The sequence below is a fragment of the Paludibaculum fermentans genome (assembly GCF_051172195.1).
Lineage (GTDB): Bacteria > Acidobacteriota > Terriglobia > Bryobacterales > Bryobacteraceae > Paludibaculum > Paludibaculum fermentans_A.
In genome coordinates, this window is the sequence record NZ_JBPJAQ010000001.1 from 4,220,191 (window position 1) to 4,236,656 (window position 16,466).

At 59.4% G+C, this 16,466-nt stretch carries 11 protein-coding genes; 2 read left to right on the forward strand and 9 right to left on the reverse strand.

What is annotated here, in order from left to right:
• Nucleotides 1–25: 25 nt before the first annotated feature.
• The 8 genes from ACR9Y2_RS17075 to ACR9Y2_RS17110 form a co-directional block, all read right to left on the reverse strand.
• Nucleotides 26–1,645 carry a methyl-accepting chemotaxis protein gene (locus ACR9Y2_RS17075; RefSeq protein ID WP_435042669.1) on the reverse strand — a complete coding sequence of 540 codons (1,620 nt, stop codon included), beginning with the start codon at nt 1,643–1,645 and terminating at the stop codon, nt 26–28.
• Nucleotides 1,646–1,687: 42 nt separating this feature from the next.
• Nucleotides 1,688–2,167, reverse strand: coding sequence for a chemotaxis protein CheW (locus tag ACR9Y2_RS17080; RefSeq protein WP_435042670.1), 480 nt, complete (start codon nt 2,165–2,167; stop codon nt 1,688–1,690).
• A 465-nt stretch (nt 2,168–2,632) separates the two neighbouring features.
• Nucleotides 2,633–5,266: an ADOP family duplicated permease gene (locus ACR9Y2_RS17085; protein ID WP_435042671.1), complete on the reverse strand. Its 2,634-nt coding sequence runs from the start codon at nt 5,264–5,266 to the stop codon at nt 2,633–2,635.
• Nucleotides 5,263–5,634, reverse strand: coding sequence for a PadR family transcriptional regulator (locus ACR9Y2_RS17090; RefSeq protein WP_435042672.1), 372 nt, complete (start codon nt 5,632–5,634; stop codon nt 5,263–5,265). The genes ACR9Y2_RS17085 and ACR9Y2_RS17090 overlap by 4 nt, the downstream gene beginning before the upstream one ends.
• A gap of 364 nt (nt 5,635–5,998) precedes the next feature.
• Nucleotides 5,999–6,589 (reverse strand): hypothetical protein, encoded by a 591-nt coding sequence (locus ACR9Y2_RS17095; protein ID WP_435042674.1) that lies wholly within the window; start codon nt 6,587–6,589, stop codon nt 5,999–6,001.
• A 694-nt stretch (nt 6,590–7,283) separates the two neighbouring features.
• Nucleotides 7,284–7,898, reverse strand: a complete 615-nt coding sequence (locus tag ACR9Y2_RS17100; protein ID WP_435042675.1) for a hypothetical protein — start codon at nt 7,896–7,898, stop codon at nt 7,284–7,286.
• Between the two features lie 357 nt (nt 7,899–8,255).
• The gene (locus ACR9Y2_RS17105) at nt 8,256–9,422 is read right to left on the reverse strand and encodes an IS4 family transposase (protein ID WP_435042676.1); all 1,167 of its coding nucleotides are present in this window, start codon (nt 9,420–9,422) and stop codon (nt 8,256–8,258) included.
• A 109-nt stretch (nt 9,423–9,531) separates the two neighbouring features.
• A complete protein-coding gene (locus ACR9Y2_RS17110; RefSeq protein ID WP_435042678.1) occupies nt 9,532–12,228 on the reverse strand; it encodes an SIR2 family protein in 2,697 nt (898 codons plus the stop codon).
• A 728-nt stretch (nt 12,229–12,956) separates the two neighbouring features.
• On the opposite strand from ACR9Y2_RS17110, the gene ACR9Y2_RS17115 reads away from it, so the two are divergent.
• Nucleotides 12,957–13,118, forward strand: a complete 162-nt coding sequence (locus ACR9Y2_RS17115) for a helix-turn-helix domain-containing protein (RefSeq protein ID WP_435044877.1) — start codon at nt 12,957–12,959, stop codon at nt 13,116–13,118.
• A 744-nt stretch (nt 13,119–13,862) separates the two neighbouring features.
• Here the strand turns inward: ACR9Y2_RS17115 and ACR9Y2_RS17120 are convergent.
• Nucleotides 13,863–15,356 (reverse strand): nuclear transport factor 2 family protein, encoded by a 1,494-nt coding sequence (locus ACR9Y2_RS17120; protein ID WP_435042679.1) that lies wholly within the window; start codon nt 15,354–15,356, stop codon nt 13,863–13,865.
• A gap of 601 nt (nt 15,357–15,957) precedes the next feature.
• Here ACR9Y2_RS17120 and ACR9Y2_RS17125 point away from each other — a divergent pair.
• Complete coding sequence (locus ACR9Y2_RS17125; protein ID WP_435042681.1) at nt 15,958–16,449, forward strand: hypothetical protein; 492 nt, start codon at nt 15,958–15,960, stop codon at nt 16,447–16,449.
• Nucleotides 16,450–16,466: the final 17 nt, after the last annotated feature.

A 16,466-nucleotide genomic window follows, 5' to 3' on the forward strand; every position in this document is an offset into this window, starting at 1 on the left:
CCGGTGATATTCCGGTTATGACGCCTTAAAACTCCTCTTCCAGGGAACTGGCGCCCTTTCGCGTTCCGTGGGCGACAAGCATCGGCGCTTCCGGTTCTCCCGCCGAATGGGAGCTCGCCTTGCGCAGCGCGCCTATTCCGGCCCCAGTGTGACGCTGATGCGGGGAAGCCGAGGCGGTCACTCTCTGGCGCTGAGTTTGACGGCCACCGCCGTTCGCCGATTCACCGCCACCCACCATGGCGGTCAACCGTTCCACGATTTCCTTCACCGCCTCCGACTGCGCGTTGAGTTCCTCGGCCGCCGCGGCACTCTCTTCCGCGTTGGCCGCGGTTGACTGCGTAACCGTTTGCATCTGAAGAACCGCCTTGGCCACTTGCTCGATGCCTCGCGTCTGCTCCTGGCTGCCTTGGTGGACTTCCTGCGCCAGGATCATCACCTTGCCGAACTCCTCCGTGATCTGGCGAATGGCGACCGCCACCTGATCCACCTTTACCTTGCCGTCGTTGGATTTGGAGATCGACTCCTCGATTAATGTCGCAGTGTCTTTGGCCGCCTGCGCGCTACGGTGCGCCAGGTTGCGAACCTCGTCGGCCACCACTGCAAACCCCATGCCCGCTTCGCCGGCGCGCGCCGCTTCCACCGCCGCATTGAGCGCCAGGATGTTCGTCTGGAAAGCGATTTCATCGATCACCTTGATGATCTTGGCGATCTTACCGCTCTGCGCACTGATCTCATCCATGGCGACCACAGTCTGCTCCAGCGACTGGTTGGTCTGAACGAACTTCTGTTGTGACCCTGCCATCAGGCCGGCAGCCGCGCGCGTGTTTTCGCTGTTCTTGCGAGCCATGGCGTTGATCTGCTCGCTGGACGCGGAAGTCTCTTCCAGCGAGGCCGCCTGCTCAGACGAGCCCTGGGCCAGCGATTGGCTGGAACTGGAAACTTGGCCTGCTGCGCTGGACACCTGCACCGCGCCCTCGCTCAACTCAGTGACAGCACGCCGCAGAGCGGCATTGACCTGCAGGACCACCCACACGGCAATGCCACCCACCATCAGTGATAGTACGACCAGGATGATGGTGATCCACGACGAGCGCGAGACCGAACTCTCCGTATCGGTGGCCACCTTGGCCAGCAGTGCGGTCTGCTGTTTCTGCAGATGTTCGCAGATCTTGTCCATTTGGAGCAGAACGGGCATGGCTTTATCTTTCAGGATGGCCGCCGCCACCTCGATCCTGTCGGAGCTCGCCTCGCGATACAGTTCCGCGTGAAGACCCGCGGCCTGCTCCAAGCCGCTCTTGATCTCCCCGATCATTTGGCGTGCTTCGGCCGTCTCGATGAGGGGTAGGAACTCAGCGATCTCTGTGTTGATCGCGGCTACGCTCTCGGCGTACTCCTGGTTATACCGCTCCATGGTGGCCTTGTCCTTCATGAAGGCGCGCGCGATGATGCCGCGTTCGGCTGCGATCATGTCCGCCTGCCTCGCGTTGATGTCGGCGGCCAGATAGACCTTTCTCGAATTTACTCTAACTACCTTTTCCAAATCGGCGCCGAGAGCGCTAAAGCCCTGGAGCGCGAGAGCGCTCACTGCCAAGGTCAACGCGAGCGCGACGCCAAAGCTCAAGAGGAGCTTCTTGCCGATTGTCATTTGCGATCTCATAGGTTGTTCCCTCCCATTTCCAAGAGCCCTTCACTGCACCAGCACGCGCAGCGCGTCCACATCAAGGCTCGTCAACATCCGGTCGATCTCCAACAGAATTTCGACTTCGCCTTTCACCCTGGCCATCCCGAGCAGGTAAGGCGTGGTCGTTCCATCGCCGAAGCCGGGCGTGTCCTCAATGTTGGTCCCTGCCAGGCTGAGCACCTCAGCCACTCCGTCCACCAAGCCGCCCATCAACATGGGTCGCGCCGCCAGCACCACTTGAACCACGATGATGCCGGTGCGCGGTGTCTGTTCCCGTTCGGACAGGCCGAACTTGCGGCGCAAATCAACCACCGGAATTACCTTCCCGCGAAGGTTGATCATGCCCTTGCCGTGGGCCGGGGGTTGCGGTACCGCAGGGATGTCCCGGATGCCCAGGATTGCCCGGACCGGCAGAACCCAAATCCCGGATTCCTCGCGGCCGAGCTCAAAATCCAGATATTTGCCGCTGCGGTCGTCGTTCTTCACCGCCGCGGGCGACGCTCTCTCTCCAATAACGTCGATTCCATAGTGCTCTTCGCGGAACTGGTCCGCCCGATGGCACTGACAGTTATATCGGACGAATCGGCAGGAAACGTCGCTTACTTCTTCGGTTCATGCGACCTATTTTGGGCGGGCCGGAGATCATCGGCCGAGTCGTCAGCCTATCGCCGATTCACGCTCATGCCTTCTCAACCATGGCCGATGAGAGAGGCGTAAGGCCTGCACGACCTCGCGCCACGTTGCAGGGCGTCTGTCCGCGCCGCGCTGTCCAGAAGCGGTTGCGCCGGTTACGGCGGTAGCGGAGTGCCTCTACCCCGATCGCCGCCACATACCCCGAATCCGGCTTGTCATCCCCCAGCCACGAAGGCGTGGCTGCAAATCAGGAGTGGCCCGGACCTCAGCCTGCGCTCCACTCTTCAGCGCCGCCGCACCTGCCCCCTCGACATCCCGTCACCCCTGGCGCAAGGCTACGATCGGGTCAATCTTCATAGCACGCCGCGCCGGCAGACCGCAGGCCGCAATGGCGACCACGATCAACACCAACGACACCGCCAGGAACGTCAATGGATCCGTGGCAGTCACTCCGAATAGCAGGCTGGAACCCGCTTGCCCCAGCCACAGTGCGCCCAGTAGCCCCAGCAGTAATCCGGTCAGGCTCAGCTTCAGTCCTTCCCCGAGGATCATCCGGAATATCCCTCCGGCCTGCGCGCCTATGGCCATGCGGATGCCAATCTCCTGGGTGCGCATGGCGACCGAGTACTGGATCAGCCCGTAAATCCCAACAGCCGCCATCAGTAGCGCCACCAGGGAGAAGCCGGCCAGCAGCGAGGTCTGAAATCGACGCTGCGCCAGGTAGGTGCCCAGCAGCCGCTCCAAAGTCGCCACTCCATACACAGGCGCATATTTCTCCACCCGGCCCACCGCCGCCCGCAGCGCTCCGGCCATCGCCAGCGGGTCGTCCGTCGAGGTTCGAACGAAAAGATCCACGTTCCGCGGAGATCCACTCTGCGCCACCGGCACGAACATCTGCGGGAATGCCTCACGCTCCAACCCCTGCCGCCGCATGTCGCCGACTACGCCCACCACTACGTACCACGGGCCGTCGGAATCTCGCGAGCCTAACTTGAACCTTCTGCCCACCGCATCCTGCCCCGGCCAGGAGCGCCGGGCCATCGCGTCATTGATGATCGCGACCGGCGGAGCATCCGGGCCATCCCCCGCCGAAAAGAATCGTCCTCGCAGCAGCCGTGTCCCGATCGCCTTGAAGAAATCGGCGCTCACCTCGTCGCTCACAAACCGCAGCCGCTCAGACTTCGTCCCGTCGTCCCGTTCCACCGCGAGGATCTGCTCCCTCGGGTTGGTAATGAACAGATCGCCAATCAGCCCGGCGCTCTCCACACCCGGGACCGCCTGAATCGCCTCCAGTGTTCGCTGGTAAAGGCCGCTTCGTTGCGCCGCGATGCCGTAGGCCGGTGGGGCCGAGATCTCCATCACCAGCACCCGCTCCGGCCTGAATCCTGGATCCATGCTGTTCACCTGCCACCAGCTTCGAATCAGCAGGCCCGCGCCCGCCAGCAGGACGATCGCCAGCGCAAAATCCGCCACCACCAGCGCACGGCGGATTCGACGAGTGGCCGTTCCGCCCGAAACACTTCTGCCCCCCTCTTGCCCGGCGGTCCGCAGGTCGCCGCGCATCGTCGCCATCGCCGGCGCCAGGCCCACCAGAATGCCCGCCAGTCCGGAAATCGCCAGGGCGCAACCGAGGACGCGGAGATCGAGGCTCATCTCGTTCAGCCGCGGCAGGTTGCCGGGGCCAAAGGCGCGGATCAGGCGAATCCCTCCTGTTGCCAGCAATGTGCCCATCAGTCCGGCTACGGCGGCCAGCAGAATACCTTCGATCAGCAGTTGACGCACAATCCGGCCCGCGCTCGCTCCCAGCGCGGCGCGAACGGCCATCTCGCGCCCACGGGCCACGCCGCGCGCCAGGGAGAGGCTGGTGACGTTGGCCGCTGCAATGAGGAAGACGCAAAACACGCTGCTGCCCAGCATCCACAAGGCCAATCGCGACTGGGGGCCGACCATCGCAAGACTCAACGGGACAACGCTGATGCCGCGGTTCTCTTCGGTCGCCGGCCGTTGATCGTTCAGGCGGCGGGCCACTGCGCTCATCTCCGCCTGCGCCTGTTCGAAGGTCACCCCCGGTCGAAGCCGTCCCACGACGAACCACGTTTCCGCGCCGCGCCCGCTTCGCTGGCTGGTGTGCGGCTCCCACACGTCCGCATCCAGCCGCGCGATCTGGAAATCGGCCGGGAGGATGCCGATCACCTGGCGGGGCAGGCCATTCAGCACAACAGTGGCGCCCAGCGCATTCCGCGCGCCTCCGAATCGCGCCTGCCAGAAGCGATGACTGATCAGGATCAGCGGCTGCCGTTGCTCCGCCTCCTCGGTCGAAAAGCTGCGCCCCAGCACCGGCCGGACCCCCAGCAGGGGTAGCAGGTTGGGCGAGGTGCTCGCGCCGGCAATCTGCTCCACCCCGTCGGCGCCCGTCAGCAGTGTGCCCACCGTGTCCAGCGTGGCCAGATCCTCGAAACTCTGACTCTGGCTCCGCCACTGCTCGACATCCCAAAGCGCCGACCTGCCTTCGCGATGGTTCTGGGTAGGGTCCTCCGTCCACAACATCGCCAAACGCTCCGGTGCATGATAGGGAAGCGGCCGCAGCAGCACCGCATTCAGGACGCTGAACATCGCCGTGTTCGCGCCAATCGCCAGCGCCAGCACGGCCACCGCGGTCAGCGTGAAGCCTGGACTCTGGCGGAGTGTCCGCGCCGCGTAGCGGAAATCCTGCGCCGTCGTTTCAATCAGCGCGATCGTCCTTCGTTCACGGTACGTTTCCTTCATTGGCTCCAGGCCTCCGAAACTGCGTAACGCCGCATACCGCGCCTCGGCCGGATCTAGCCCCGCTCTGAGGTTGTCCTCGATTTGCATCTCCAGATGAAATTGAACTTCCTCATCCAACTCGTGCTCCAGCCGGTTGTGTTCAAACAGGCCACGCAGCCGGGCGAGAACCACGGTCGCCCAACTCATCCGCGCTCCTCCGCGATGCGCCCCGGGTCAAAGCCAAGAAAACGTTCAATCGTTGTCGACATGCGTCTCCACTCTTCCGTTTCCTGGGCCAGCCGTCTCCTCCCGGAGGCGGTAATGGAGTAGAACTTCGCCTTGCGGTTCTTCTCGGAAGCGCCCCACTTCGAAGAAATCCACCCTTCCTGCTCCATGTTCAACAAGGCCGGATAGAGCGTGCCCTGGTTGAGCTGCAGCACATCCTTGCTGATCTGCTCAATCCGGCGCGCAAGGCCGTAACCGTGCAGCGGTCCCAGCGCCTCCAGTGTCCGCAGTACCAGCAGAATCAACGTGCCCTGCAGAACATCTGTCTTGTCCCTACGTGCGTCGTTCATTTGGCAACCTACAGGAAAAGAGTACACCCATCTTCCTGTAGGTTGTCAACAGGGAAATGCCGCCGCACCGCTCATAGAGCCCCAAAACACGCCGGCCCGGTCCGTGGGGTATGCGTCCACGCTGGCGGGCCGGCATTCGGGCCGGCCCTCTGCCCCCGAAACGACAACCCCAGTACACACAGAGCCCCGAACCCACACAGAGCCCCTCATCCGTGGGGTATGCCTCCAGGCTTGCGGGCCGGCATTCGTGCCGGCCTTCTGCCCCCCGTCGAATTCTGCAGCTGGATCAGGGCACAAACCGGACGAACGAAGCTCTACCGGCGGAAGCGCACGGCAAAGTCAGTTTTCCCGTGACAGCCATGGATCAGGGATGCACCCGTGCTCCTTGCTCTCGCAGGACAGCAGGAGGCGCCGCAGCCGCAGAAGGCGGAATATAGCGGAATGTCCACTGAGGGACACCCGAATAAATGAGCCTGGCCGGGAATTGATACATGTGGCAGTACCCATTGAGCCCGAACCCTCCGCCGCCGAGCGGTAAAGCCGAGTACGCTGCCCTTGCTTCGATTCTGCCCACAAAAGACGCAATCAACCGCACTTCTCCGCTCATGATGGCTGCCTCATAGAGCCTCACGGCGGAATAGAACAGCTCGCGCGAATGCTTCATTGGATCTTCAGCTCGGCCTGAAGCTCCCAAGCAGATCCGGGAAAGCCACTGGTGGCCGCCTGTTCTCAAGGCAGTGTCGCATTGATCGGCCGCCAGTGCGAATGAGTCCCGATCCCATTCGATTCGACCCGTCAGATGGACGAGTTTGCCTTGATAGGCAGAGGGATTAGAAACAACTTGGCAAACCGTGGCCTCCGCGGGTTGCTCCTGGTCATCCGCCTCATTCGCAAATGCGGCAAGCCGCGTCCCGCAGAGAACGATAAAGACCGAAGCGCGCATCAGTGGACGCATTCCGTGAGTATCTCCTTGTCAGATGGACGCCGCTCCGCTGCTTCGCGACAGTCCCGCACACAGGTCGTGACAAGGCACTGGGCGTCGGTCTTCGTCCAGATCGGGCCATCGCTTCTGGACGTGTAGGATGTTGTGACGGATTCGGTTCGGTCGCCTGCACCAGATTGCCAAAGGCATCCATCGGGTATCTATTCCAGATTGGCTTATTCGTATCCCGAACAGCAAACCCGGCAACTTCGCAGCGGCACGACGGTGCACGGTTCGGCGTTGGCGTGGGTCGGTTGAGCTTCAGAGTACGAGGCGTCCACAAACCCAGGCGTCTCGGTCAAGGGCGTCGAGGATCGATGGATGGTGGAGATCAGGTCGCGCAGACAGAACTCGCAGTCCACATTACATGCGACCTCGCAAATACGAGGCAGCGTGCTCCGGCAGCGACGCCCTCACAGTGAAGCCGTCACGAGGCGCACTCATAACCAAGGAGAAGTCCCCAGCCTACTCGTGTCCGCTCCGAGTCTGGCCAGGCAAGACAATTTGGTACAGCGCGCCACGAACAGGACGTCGGTGCAGCCTCGTTTCTGCATCCGAACAAGTCACGCCCCCACCCCGAGGACTTGGTGCGACCTCGCTGCACAACAAGAACCCGAGCGCCTTGCGCTGGCGCCCGAGGCATTACTCGCCGCGCAAATTAGCCCGACTACGTCGCAACATATCGGCGCGCATGGCGGCCTCCGGCCGATATCAACACGTGCCTAAGATTGTTGGACAAAGGAGGCTCTGCTTCATCAAGCAACGGCAGTAGGCGCTCAACCACAAATTGTTCAGTTGCAGCACTCCCAAGTAAATGCCCATGGAATCCGCTCGTCAATTCGGAGCAGGCGAGGTCGGACAGCAGGAATGCAATAGCTTCCTCGCTCAGCAAATCGGTGGTGATATTCGAGAAACGAGGCAATATCCACTCTGCGAGCAGACCACGAAACTGCGACTCCGGCCGATTGAATTCGGCAACAAATCTGTTCCGAGCATCAGGACTAAGGGCACGGCTAAACATTGAGCTGATCTCGTACGCGAACCACCAACCGTCTTTGCTTGTATGCAATTCACCGATCCATTCAAGCCACCACTCGATCGCTCCGATTTCGATCTCCCCAATGGCCTCCTGCCGGTGCACGATTTTCTGGAGCAATGCTCTTCCAAGACCGACGTCGCGAAGTTTCAATAACTTCACAAGCAGTGATTCCTTCCCTCTCCAGTCCACTTCGACCTGCTCCAGAAGATGAATCGGCTCCTTGCGGCGCTGATCGGCATCCATTCCAGCCATCCTTCCCAGCGCGTCGAAAATGCCTGCAGTATCGTCCGTGCAAGCACAATATCGCAGCACTCCGCGAAGCAGGCCGGATACTCTGTCCGCATCCTCAAGTACGATCGCGGCCAAGTCTGGCCGAGCCCTGCACATGAGCACTGCTGTGCAAATTAGCCTCCGCGGTCTTCCTCCCATATTGCAGCCATTGAAGATAGCGATGGCTTTGGCTTCCTGACGGAATCCTGGTTGCCGTGCCACTGCTGCGAGGTGTTACTGGGTTGGGCTCCTCCTGCTGTCCAAATTCGAGCCCATGTTTACGGGCATTCCCACGCACTCTCTGGTCTTCACCGCGTTGTGCTGTCCAATTTATAGGCCGAGGGGCAACTGCTCGGCCAGCACCAGAGACGGTGGGGCTTGGAATGGGTCATTCAGCCACGTCCAAAGGTCGCGGTGCACGAATAGCTGCTGCCGCAGCAAGGCGATCAGATTGGACAGGCTCCAACCGAAGGTGCTTTTCAACTGCAGGTACTTCAGAATCAGTATCGCGATCAGCGCCGTCCAGATCTGGATCTGTACGGCATTCTCGCTGGTGCCAACGAACGTTTTCACCTTCAGTCCCTGCTTCAGCGCCTTGAAAAACAGCTCAATTTTCCAGCGTTCCTTATAGACTCTCGCGATGGTTCGGGCAGACAATTTCAAGTTGTTGGTGACGAAGACCATGGTCTCCTGTTTCTCCTCCACCCAAACTTCGACGCGTCGCAGTCGAGCCTCAGGGCCGATCTCCTGCTGGCTGGTGAGAAGAACCACCTCATCCCGCACAATGTCGGACCCGGCCGGAATTGGGCGGCTTTCGACGACCCCATAGAGGGCACAGTCCTTCAGCCGTGTGACGAAGTCAACATGACTTCGGGTGAGCGCGAGCCACCAGTTGTAATCGGCGTAACCGCGGTCGAAGACGACCAGAGTGCCTGGGGCAAACTCCATCTGCCGGGCTTCGCTCACGTCGGCCCGCTTGCCTTCGGTGATGACGGCATAGCAAGGCAGGCAGCCGTCGTGGTCGAGTACCAGATGCAGTTTGAGCGCACCTTTGGTTCGCCCGTAGCGCGCCCAGTCGAAGGTCTCGGCGCACAACTCGATCATGCTGGCGTCGAGGCTCAGGAGCTTGTGCTTGAACCTGAACTTGCTCCGCGTGCGATGAGCGACTTCGGCCTGGCACCGGGAAAGCGTTTGATAGAAGATCGTCTCGTAAAGCTGCCACGGACGATGCGCGTTGGCATAAGAAAGAGTGGTGGCTTTCGGACAGTCCGTAACGCCCAGGTGGAGGAGTTTGCCTTCCAGTGCGGCCAGGCCGCCGCAGATTTCACGCAGGCTCTGCGCGTGGGCAAGTTGGCAGAAGAGCATGGCGACGAACTGCTGCCAGCAGGTGAAACCGCGAGCGTGGCGTTCTGCCTTGTGCTGGCGGACGAGGGCAACGAACTCAAGGCGAGGGAAGGCGTGCAAAATCTGACTGAAGATGCTGGATACTCGAATCATGGCGGAGGGCTCCTTTGCGGTCGGGTTCAGTCTCTTGCTGGAAACCTGAGCCAACCTATCAAAGCGAGTCCTTCGCCGTGCTGCTACACCTCACGCCAGTGGCTGCGGGCTAATTTGCACAGGAGTGGCACATGAGGCACAGAGCTTGAACATTCCAGCTCTTATCCGCAGGATTTGCAAGTGAGGAGACGAGGATTGTGATGTGCTCCTCCGAAATACCGGACCAATTAAGGAGATTCGAATCGGAGAACTGTGCGATAAAGTAGATTGTTGTCGCAACATCGTGTCCTCCACGAATCAGCAAATCCGCAGCTGCAGTAAGCGCTTTCGTTGACCGTTGCTCCATTAGGAAACGACTAAAGATTCGACCTCTTATTTCCGGAAGTGGCCCGGCCTCATAATTTTCGAAAAATACTTCCTTTACAATATTAGTATCTAGTTCCGAAAGTACCTTTGCTGAGCCACTTATAAACCCATGCCACACTTCATCATCCGCATTAGGAGGGAACTCCTGCTCATGCGCATCTGTCAAGGCTAATATCGCATGAATGTCGTCTGCAGCTGCAAAGGATGCGAGCGCCGATCCAATGCCATTTACGCAATAGTTAAAGTCATGTCGGAATTCCATCATGGACTGCAGTAGTTCATGCTTCATCGAAGCACCCACGAGTTCGACTAAGCGATGCACGGCTGCCCCGCCGATGCTGCCCCGCATCGCCATGATACCCCGAAGCTGCGGTTCGTGTACTTCGGATACTGCGACGTGGAACTGAAGAGCAGACTCAATTTCAAAATTGAGATGCTCACGCTGAGAAATGCGCGACGGCATTATCGAGAGGAGGCGCGTAACAACCTCATCGCGGCCGAATTCTATGTACTTGGTGGCCCTCAGGGCCAAGCCAAAATCAGCTTCAACAAGTGCATTCACAAACGCCGCACTCAGATCAGAGGGCAACAAAACCACAGCCAGAAGTAGTGCGTGGTCCCAACGTCTCAGGTGAAGCCTCTTCTTTAAGATACCCGGATCCAGTTGATACATTCGGGCAAGCTCGCATGCCGCCAAATACTCGGTCGCCGACTGATGGAAGAGTGCCACGCGCGCGCCTCGGTAGGGGACAAGGACGTCTCTGGAGACGAGCCAATTGGCAATATCAGAACCGGTCACGCCCGAGGCACCCACTGAATTCAGCTCGGTAGTCAATGTCGTCAGCAGGTTGGCCAGGGGTTGTGCTTCCTCGCCCTGCTCGATTGCATCGAAAGCAGCTCGAGCGAGAGCGCCCTTCATGTCGAATGACACCCCAAAACGCTCGAATAAAGCAGATCCAATGCTTTCAAAATAGACCTCGTAACAATCGTTTGGCCTAGCGCCGGGCGGCAGTTTAATGTCACCGCCCACAACTAAACGGAAATAGAAGGGCGTCTGCAGAAACCGCTTAATCTCCCATTCAAACCGACCTTCGATGGCAATTCCTCGCCTGGATAGTTCTGCCTCTACGAACTTCTGATCGATCTCGGTGATCTGATAGACCGGAGACGCGATCTTACTCAAACCGTCTCTGGTTCGGGAGCCTACAATGACAATGGCGCCAGGGAACTTGGCAATAAAACCAGAAACATCCGACTCGTACTCACCGCTATCCCAATACTGCCTCGGCATCTCATTAAAGGAATCCAAAAAGATCCTCAAGTCAAAATCGCTGCTGAGATCTTCCAGAGACAGTCCTCGTGGCAGGGTTTGACTCACAAGATCGTGGAGATCCCCGCGGTACAATTTGAGATCCGCGACCAATGGGATAGCCACATTCGTGTGATCAAACACTTCCAATAAGCATTCCTGATGAAGCGACTCTGCCATTAGAGCAGCAGCGCGTCGGATTGAGTATGACTTTCCTGCGCCAGGTGCACCTATCAGGATCGCATTTGATGGCACTTCTGTGAGGAAATGAAGTACGGAGGAATGGTCAAAACTGTCGGGCGAAGGCAGAAAGTCCCCTCTGCCTCTGCCTCCTCTATCCAGGTTGACCCGGAGCGGAAACTCCGGGTCAATCTGGGGAGCTCGCATTAGCCCAGCCGCATGGCGGGCCAAGGCGAGAATCGTGTTGGAAGAATGAGGCGCATATTCCCCGTGAGGAGATGTCAACTGCGTTGTCTTCGTCGCGGACGAGAGCTCCTTCAAAACCCGCAGAAGTTCAGAATGGTCATACGATCCATCCTGACGCCTCGTTGTGGTGTAGCCATGAAGGTGGATTCCATAATTGGCTCTCCAGTAGTCACGTTCGGCCTCGACAACGTCGGCCATTATGGCGAAGTGGTCGCGGATCCCTCCTCGGTATGTGTTAGAAAGGAGGTCCCGAAGGTAGATGAAATCCGGATCGCGCAGACCAAAGCCGACATAGACGATTGGCCGGCTCACAAGAAGCGTCTTGAGGGACTCCAATGCTGCACTCCGCTCACCGCCGGGCAGCAACTGGCGATATTGCTCTCGCGTCAGAACAATACTAGCCGCATCTGCTGCATCACCATGAGGCTTGAAAATGAAGTCACTGGCACGCGCGTGGGTGACCTCAGCAAGCTCGGTCAGATGCCTATTGTTCACAGTGCGAACGTGCCTATCCGGTTGCCAGCTGCGGAGACTTTCTTCCAAAAGATTGTCGTAATTCGTCGTTATAAAGCAACGGGGACCGAGCGTAACGAGGGCACGGTGGATCTCGTGTGGTCTCGCGACGCCGTAGCGACAAGCTTTTCGAATGAAGTCACCAATCTGGGGTTCAGTCAACATGTGAAAACCGTAGCTGGCGGCCTGCAAGAGATCCCCTCGCTGGGCTTCTCTCCGTACTAGGCCAGCATCACGATCGGCGCCTTCTAGTAACCTGGCCAAGTCCTCGATGAGTTGGGCCCATGACGGTAGGCCTGACCACATCGACATCCCGGATCCAACAAATAGAACTGTGTCTTCTTGCGCGAGGACGGATTTCAGATTGCCCATTTCTTTGCCGAGTTGTCATATTAACGCAGATATGCGAACTGTGCTTAGGATGGCCCATCCGGACCGAAACGGGGCGGCTACTGCGGATCGTCGCTTGGAAAAGGAGCACTCCTGAAAAGGGGACGTCCCCAGGAAAAGGAGAAAGGGACGTCCTGGTATTCACCTTTCTGCAAACCACAGAAAAATAAAGGCTTACCTTTTCAATCTCCTCACCATGCGGCACTTGCCCTCCAGGAGATCCGGACCCCGCCACACTTCTGTTCATCCGCCAACTTACTTGGATTCACAAACATACCAGGCCGAATCACGCCAGCCCTCCGCACAATAAAGTACTCCGGAGTACGCCTTCTATCCATCGAAACTGCCACAGGGACAGGTCGCCCTCCCCCAGGCCGGAGAGTCCGGAGAGAGCAAGCAGCAGATGCATGGATTGAACCCAGTTCTCCCTCCACGCCAATCCTCTGTCTGGCGTCAACTATTCCGCCCACCGCCTGCGGTTGACGCCGAAGACCTTGCGCGATATTGGCAAGCGTTATCTGGATGGCGGAATGGAGCGGGCATTGTATGAGCGTCCCCGGCATGGCGCCAAGCCCATACTGAGCCCAACGGAGCAACAGCGAATTATCGCAATGGCGTGCAGTGATGCACCCGATGGTCGAGCCCGATGGACGGTTCGCCTGATTGCGGAGCAAGCCATCAAGCGGAAGTAGTCCCGAAGGTTGGCCGCGAAACCATTCGGATCCTGCTCGAAAGCCACGACTTGAAGCCGTGGCGGGCAAAGAATGTGGTGCGTGGCCGAACTCAATGAGGAATTTGTTCGGAAGTTAGAAGACGTTCTGGAAATCTACGAAAGGCCCTATAATCAGGCCGAACCAGTAGTTTGCTGGACGGGAAACCCGTCACACTACATAAGGAAGTGCGATCGCCCGAGCCGGCGGCGCCGGGCCAGGTCGCCAAGCGCGACTCCCAATACGAGCGGTGCGGAACGGCCATGTATTCTGCGCGGTGGAACCTAAATCCGGCCACCACTACACCCGCCCGACCCCAGATCGCTGCGCCGCCGAATTCGCTCAAATCATGGCGGAGTTGGCTCTCAACCATCCAACTGTGCAGACCATACGCCTAGTCGTGGACAACCTGAACATCCACTGCCGGAAGTCACTTACCGATCATCATGGAGAGACTCCAGACACCGACCTCTGGAACCGATTCACGGTTCATTAGACGCCCAAGCATGGTAGCAGGCTGAACCAAGCAGAAATCGAAATCAGCCTGTTCTCCCGCCAATGTCTAGGAATACGAAGATTGCCGACCCTGGCTCGCCTCAAGGAGGAAGCGCGTGCCTGGAACGCCGCCGTGAACGAGGCTCGCACCAAAATCGATTGGCAGTTCAGTCGAAAGGACGCACGGCGAAAACTTGCCTACAGCAAGTACGTTTCTAAGCGGTCATAGCACTAGTCCCATCCAGTTCCGAAGCCGTAAGGCATCCGCGGCCCATAGAAGACCGCTTCGATCTCGGCGATCTTGCCTTGGCGAATTCGGAACAGCTCGAACAGCGGGCCGCTGGATGGTCTTACGGTTTGTTCGACCATGGCTGACATTTCCGGCGGGTTGGCCTTCTTCCAGGCCGCCAGCTGCGGCGAGTCCGTTCCGGGCATCGAGAAGTCGGCGACCAGGAAGACTAGGTTTCGCGTCTCGTCGACCGCCAACACCCGGCGCTTCGTGATGTTCGCGAGTGGCGCGATGTGCTCGATATTGTCGTAACAGCTCTCCGGGGGCTTCCCGCCGGAGATGGGAATCCCTGTCGTCTGCACGCCGTTCTCGATACGAACGCAAGCTGGGTGGAAGGGCGCGAGGTCGCCGTCACCTGCTTGCAGTGCGTCGAAATACTTCTCTGAGATCTGGACCAGATCACGCCTCGGCAGCCGGTCGGCAGCCGGTGTAAGTTCCGCGAAGGATGCGCGAGCCACGGCGCCCGGCTGATCCCGGAATGGCGATCCCCGGGAAACCACGGTCTCCGCATCGATGACTTTTCCGTCGACCAGGCGAAGCCGCACCGCTAGGAAGACCGGACGGCCACGCTCCTTTACCGAGCCGATGAACGCAATGGTGTCGGTCGCGGGGTCGGGTATGTAGATGCGATAGCCGACCGGACCTTGGGCGGTGGACCACAGTCCCTCGCCGAGGGGAATCGCTACGCCATTCTCGGTGAAGCGAAACCCGCTCGCCCGGGGAACCGCCGCCGGCTGATGCGCGGTCATCGCATCAAGGTAGACGTCCATTGCGGTGCGCAGGCACGCTTCGTCGCACCGGGGCGCGGGCGCTGCCATCGAAGGCTTACTGCCGGCGACTGGCGCCATGTCATAGGCAAAGACCTCACGGGTCTGGAATTTCCATCGGCCATTGTCCCGCTTGAGGACATCGCGGTAGTAGCCCGTGGCGCGCACTGAGGGCTTTAGGTCCTTACCAATCATGACCTCCATCCAATAGGACGTTGCCGTGGCGCGGTCTCCGTCCAGCTGTACATGAGGATTGGTGATGACGTGCTTGATTGAGGCCCTCACGCCAGGAGGGACCTCACCTGCAGGGAGCTCGGATGGAGGGATCAATGATCTTTGGATGGCAGCGTTTCCCTTGTACTCCCTCGGTGGAAACTGCTTGGCCAGTAGCCTGAACTCGGCGTCGGCCGTGAACAAGGCGCCAAAAGCGTTCCAATCTTCTGTATCGAGCGCCGTGCTGTAGTCGCTCGTGACCAGCTTCTCGATAGCGGCCCGATCTTCGACGGCCTGTAGGCGTGCGGCGATCGAGCCCTTTTCGGCCCAGGCCAAAGAGTTCCCGGCCAAAGCAAGAGCGAGCCCGGCGGCGACTAGGCTCAATGGTCGCCCCCTGCGCGGTAATTCCTGTTCCCCTTGCTTTTGCGGCATGACTTCCTGCCCAATTCTCTTCATGGACTGCTCTCCCACGAGTATTGTAGTCTCCGCACGGAGCAGAATCCGGATGGTTTCCCGTCCCACGCGTGGAACCAGTCGCCGCTTCACCTTTCTGCAAACCACAGAAGAAAGAAGGCCCTACCTTCCCAATCTCCTCACCCTCTGGCGCATGCTTTCCAGGAGGACCGGGGCCCGCCGCTCTTCTGCTCATCCACCAAATTTCTTGGATTCAACAACATACCGCGCCGAATCACGCCAGCCCTCCGCCCGCAACGTACTGCGGAGTACGCCTTCTATCCGTCGAAACGGCCACTGGGACATGTCGCCCTCCCCCAGGCAGGCGAGTCCGGGGTGATCGAGCAGCAGATGCGCGGATTGGACCCAGTTCTCCCTCCGAGCCGGTCATTCTCCAACCCGCCCAGCCACTAACCCTCACCGCCTCACCTCCCTTCGCCATCACCCCGGCCTCCCTCAGAACCACCCCGTTTTCACACATGAAGCTTTCTTGATGACAGGAGTTCCAGATATTTCTTCTCCACTGCAATCAACACATTGCAGACCTCCATCTCCTAAATCCTTGGTCCACCTCCCCCAAGAATGGTTATAGAGGACATTTCATATGATTACTTCCGAACCAGTCGATTGCGCCTTCCCGGACATCGACCTCCTCAGCCACCACGCCCAGGTCACCGAGGATGGCATCCTCACCGGCGCCAAAGCCGCCAGCGTCACCACCTTCGTCGAACGCAAGGATTACTACAAAAAGATTCGTGCCGCCGTCCACGAACAGTTCAAACCAGCCACCACCTATCAGCACATCCTGGCCGACCGGATGGCCGAATGCATCTGGCGCGCCGAACGTTACGCCTCCTTCGAAGCCAATGCCCTCACCCTCCAGATCCAACGCCAGTGGGACAACACCATTGAACTGGTCCCCAAAGCCAGCCCCGGAGTCCACGCCTGGCAGGCCTTCCACACCATGGACCCCACTCAACGCAAAGCCCTCCTCGAAGCCCTAAAGCTGGAGGAGCGCTACTGGCGCCGCCACCGCGCCCTCTCAGCCGAACTCCGCCTCGTCCAGCGCCTCTACCCCATTCAACAGGTGCAGTGAAGTGCAAGGAGCCCCAC

Coding starts and splice junctions, on each gene's coding strand:
- ACR9Y2_RS17125 (WP_435042681.1), top strand. CDS start 15,958: ATGATTACTTCCGAACCAGTCGATTGCGCCTTCCCGGACATCGACCTC.
- ACR9Y2_RS17095 (WP_435042674.1), bottom strand. CDS start 6,589: ATGCGTCCACTGATGCGCGCTTCGGTCTTTATCGTTCTCTGCGGGACG.
- ACR9Y2_RS17105 (WP_435042676.1), bottom strand. CDS start 9,422: ATGATTCGAGTATCCAGCATCTTCAGTCAGATTTTGCACGCCTTCCCT.
- ACR9Y2_RS17120 (WP_435042679.1), bottom strand. CDS start 15,356: ATGAAGAGAATTGGGCAGGAAGTCATGCCGCAAAAGCAAGGGGAACAG.
- ACR9Y2_RS17090 (WP_435042672.1), bottom strand. CDS start 5,634: ATGAACGACGCACGTAGGGACAAGACAGATGTTCTGCAGGGCACGTTG.
- ACR9Y2_RS17100 (WP_435042675.1), bottom strand. CDS start 7,898: ATGGATGCCGATCAGCGCCGCAAGGAGCCGATTCATCTTCTGGAGCAG.
- ACR9Y2_RS17115 (WP_435044877.1), top strand. CDS start 12,957: ATGGAGCGGGCATTGTATGAGCGTCCCCGGCATGGCGCCAAGCCCATA.
- ACR9Y2_RS17075 (WP_435042669.1), bottom strand. CDS start 1,645: ATGACAATCGGCAAGAAGCTCCTCTTGAGCTTTGGCGTCGCGCTCGCG.
- ACR9Y2_RS17085 (WP_435042671.1), bottom strand. CDS start 5,266: ATGAGTTGGGCGACCGTGGTTCTCGCCCGGCTGCGTGGCCTGTTTGAA.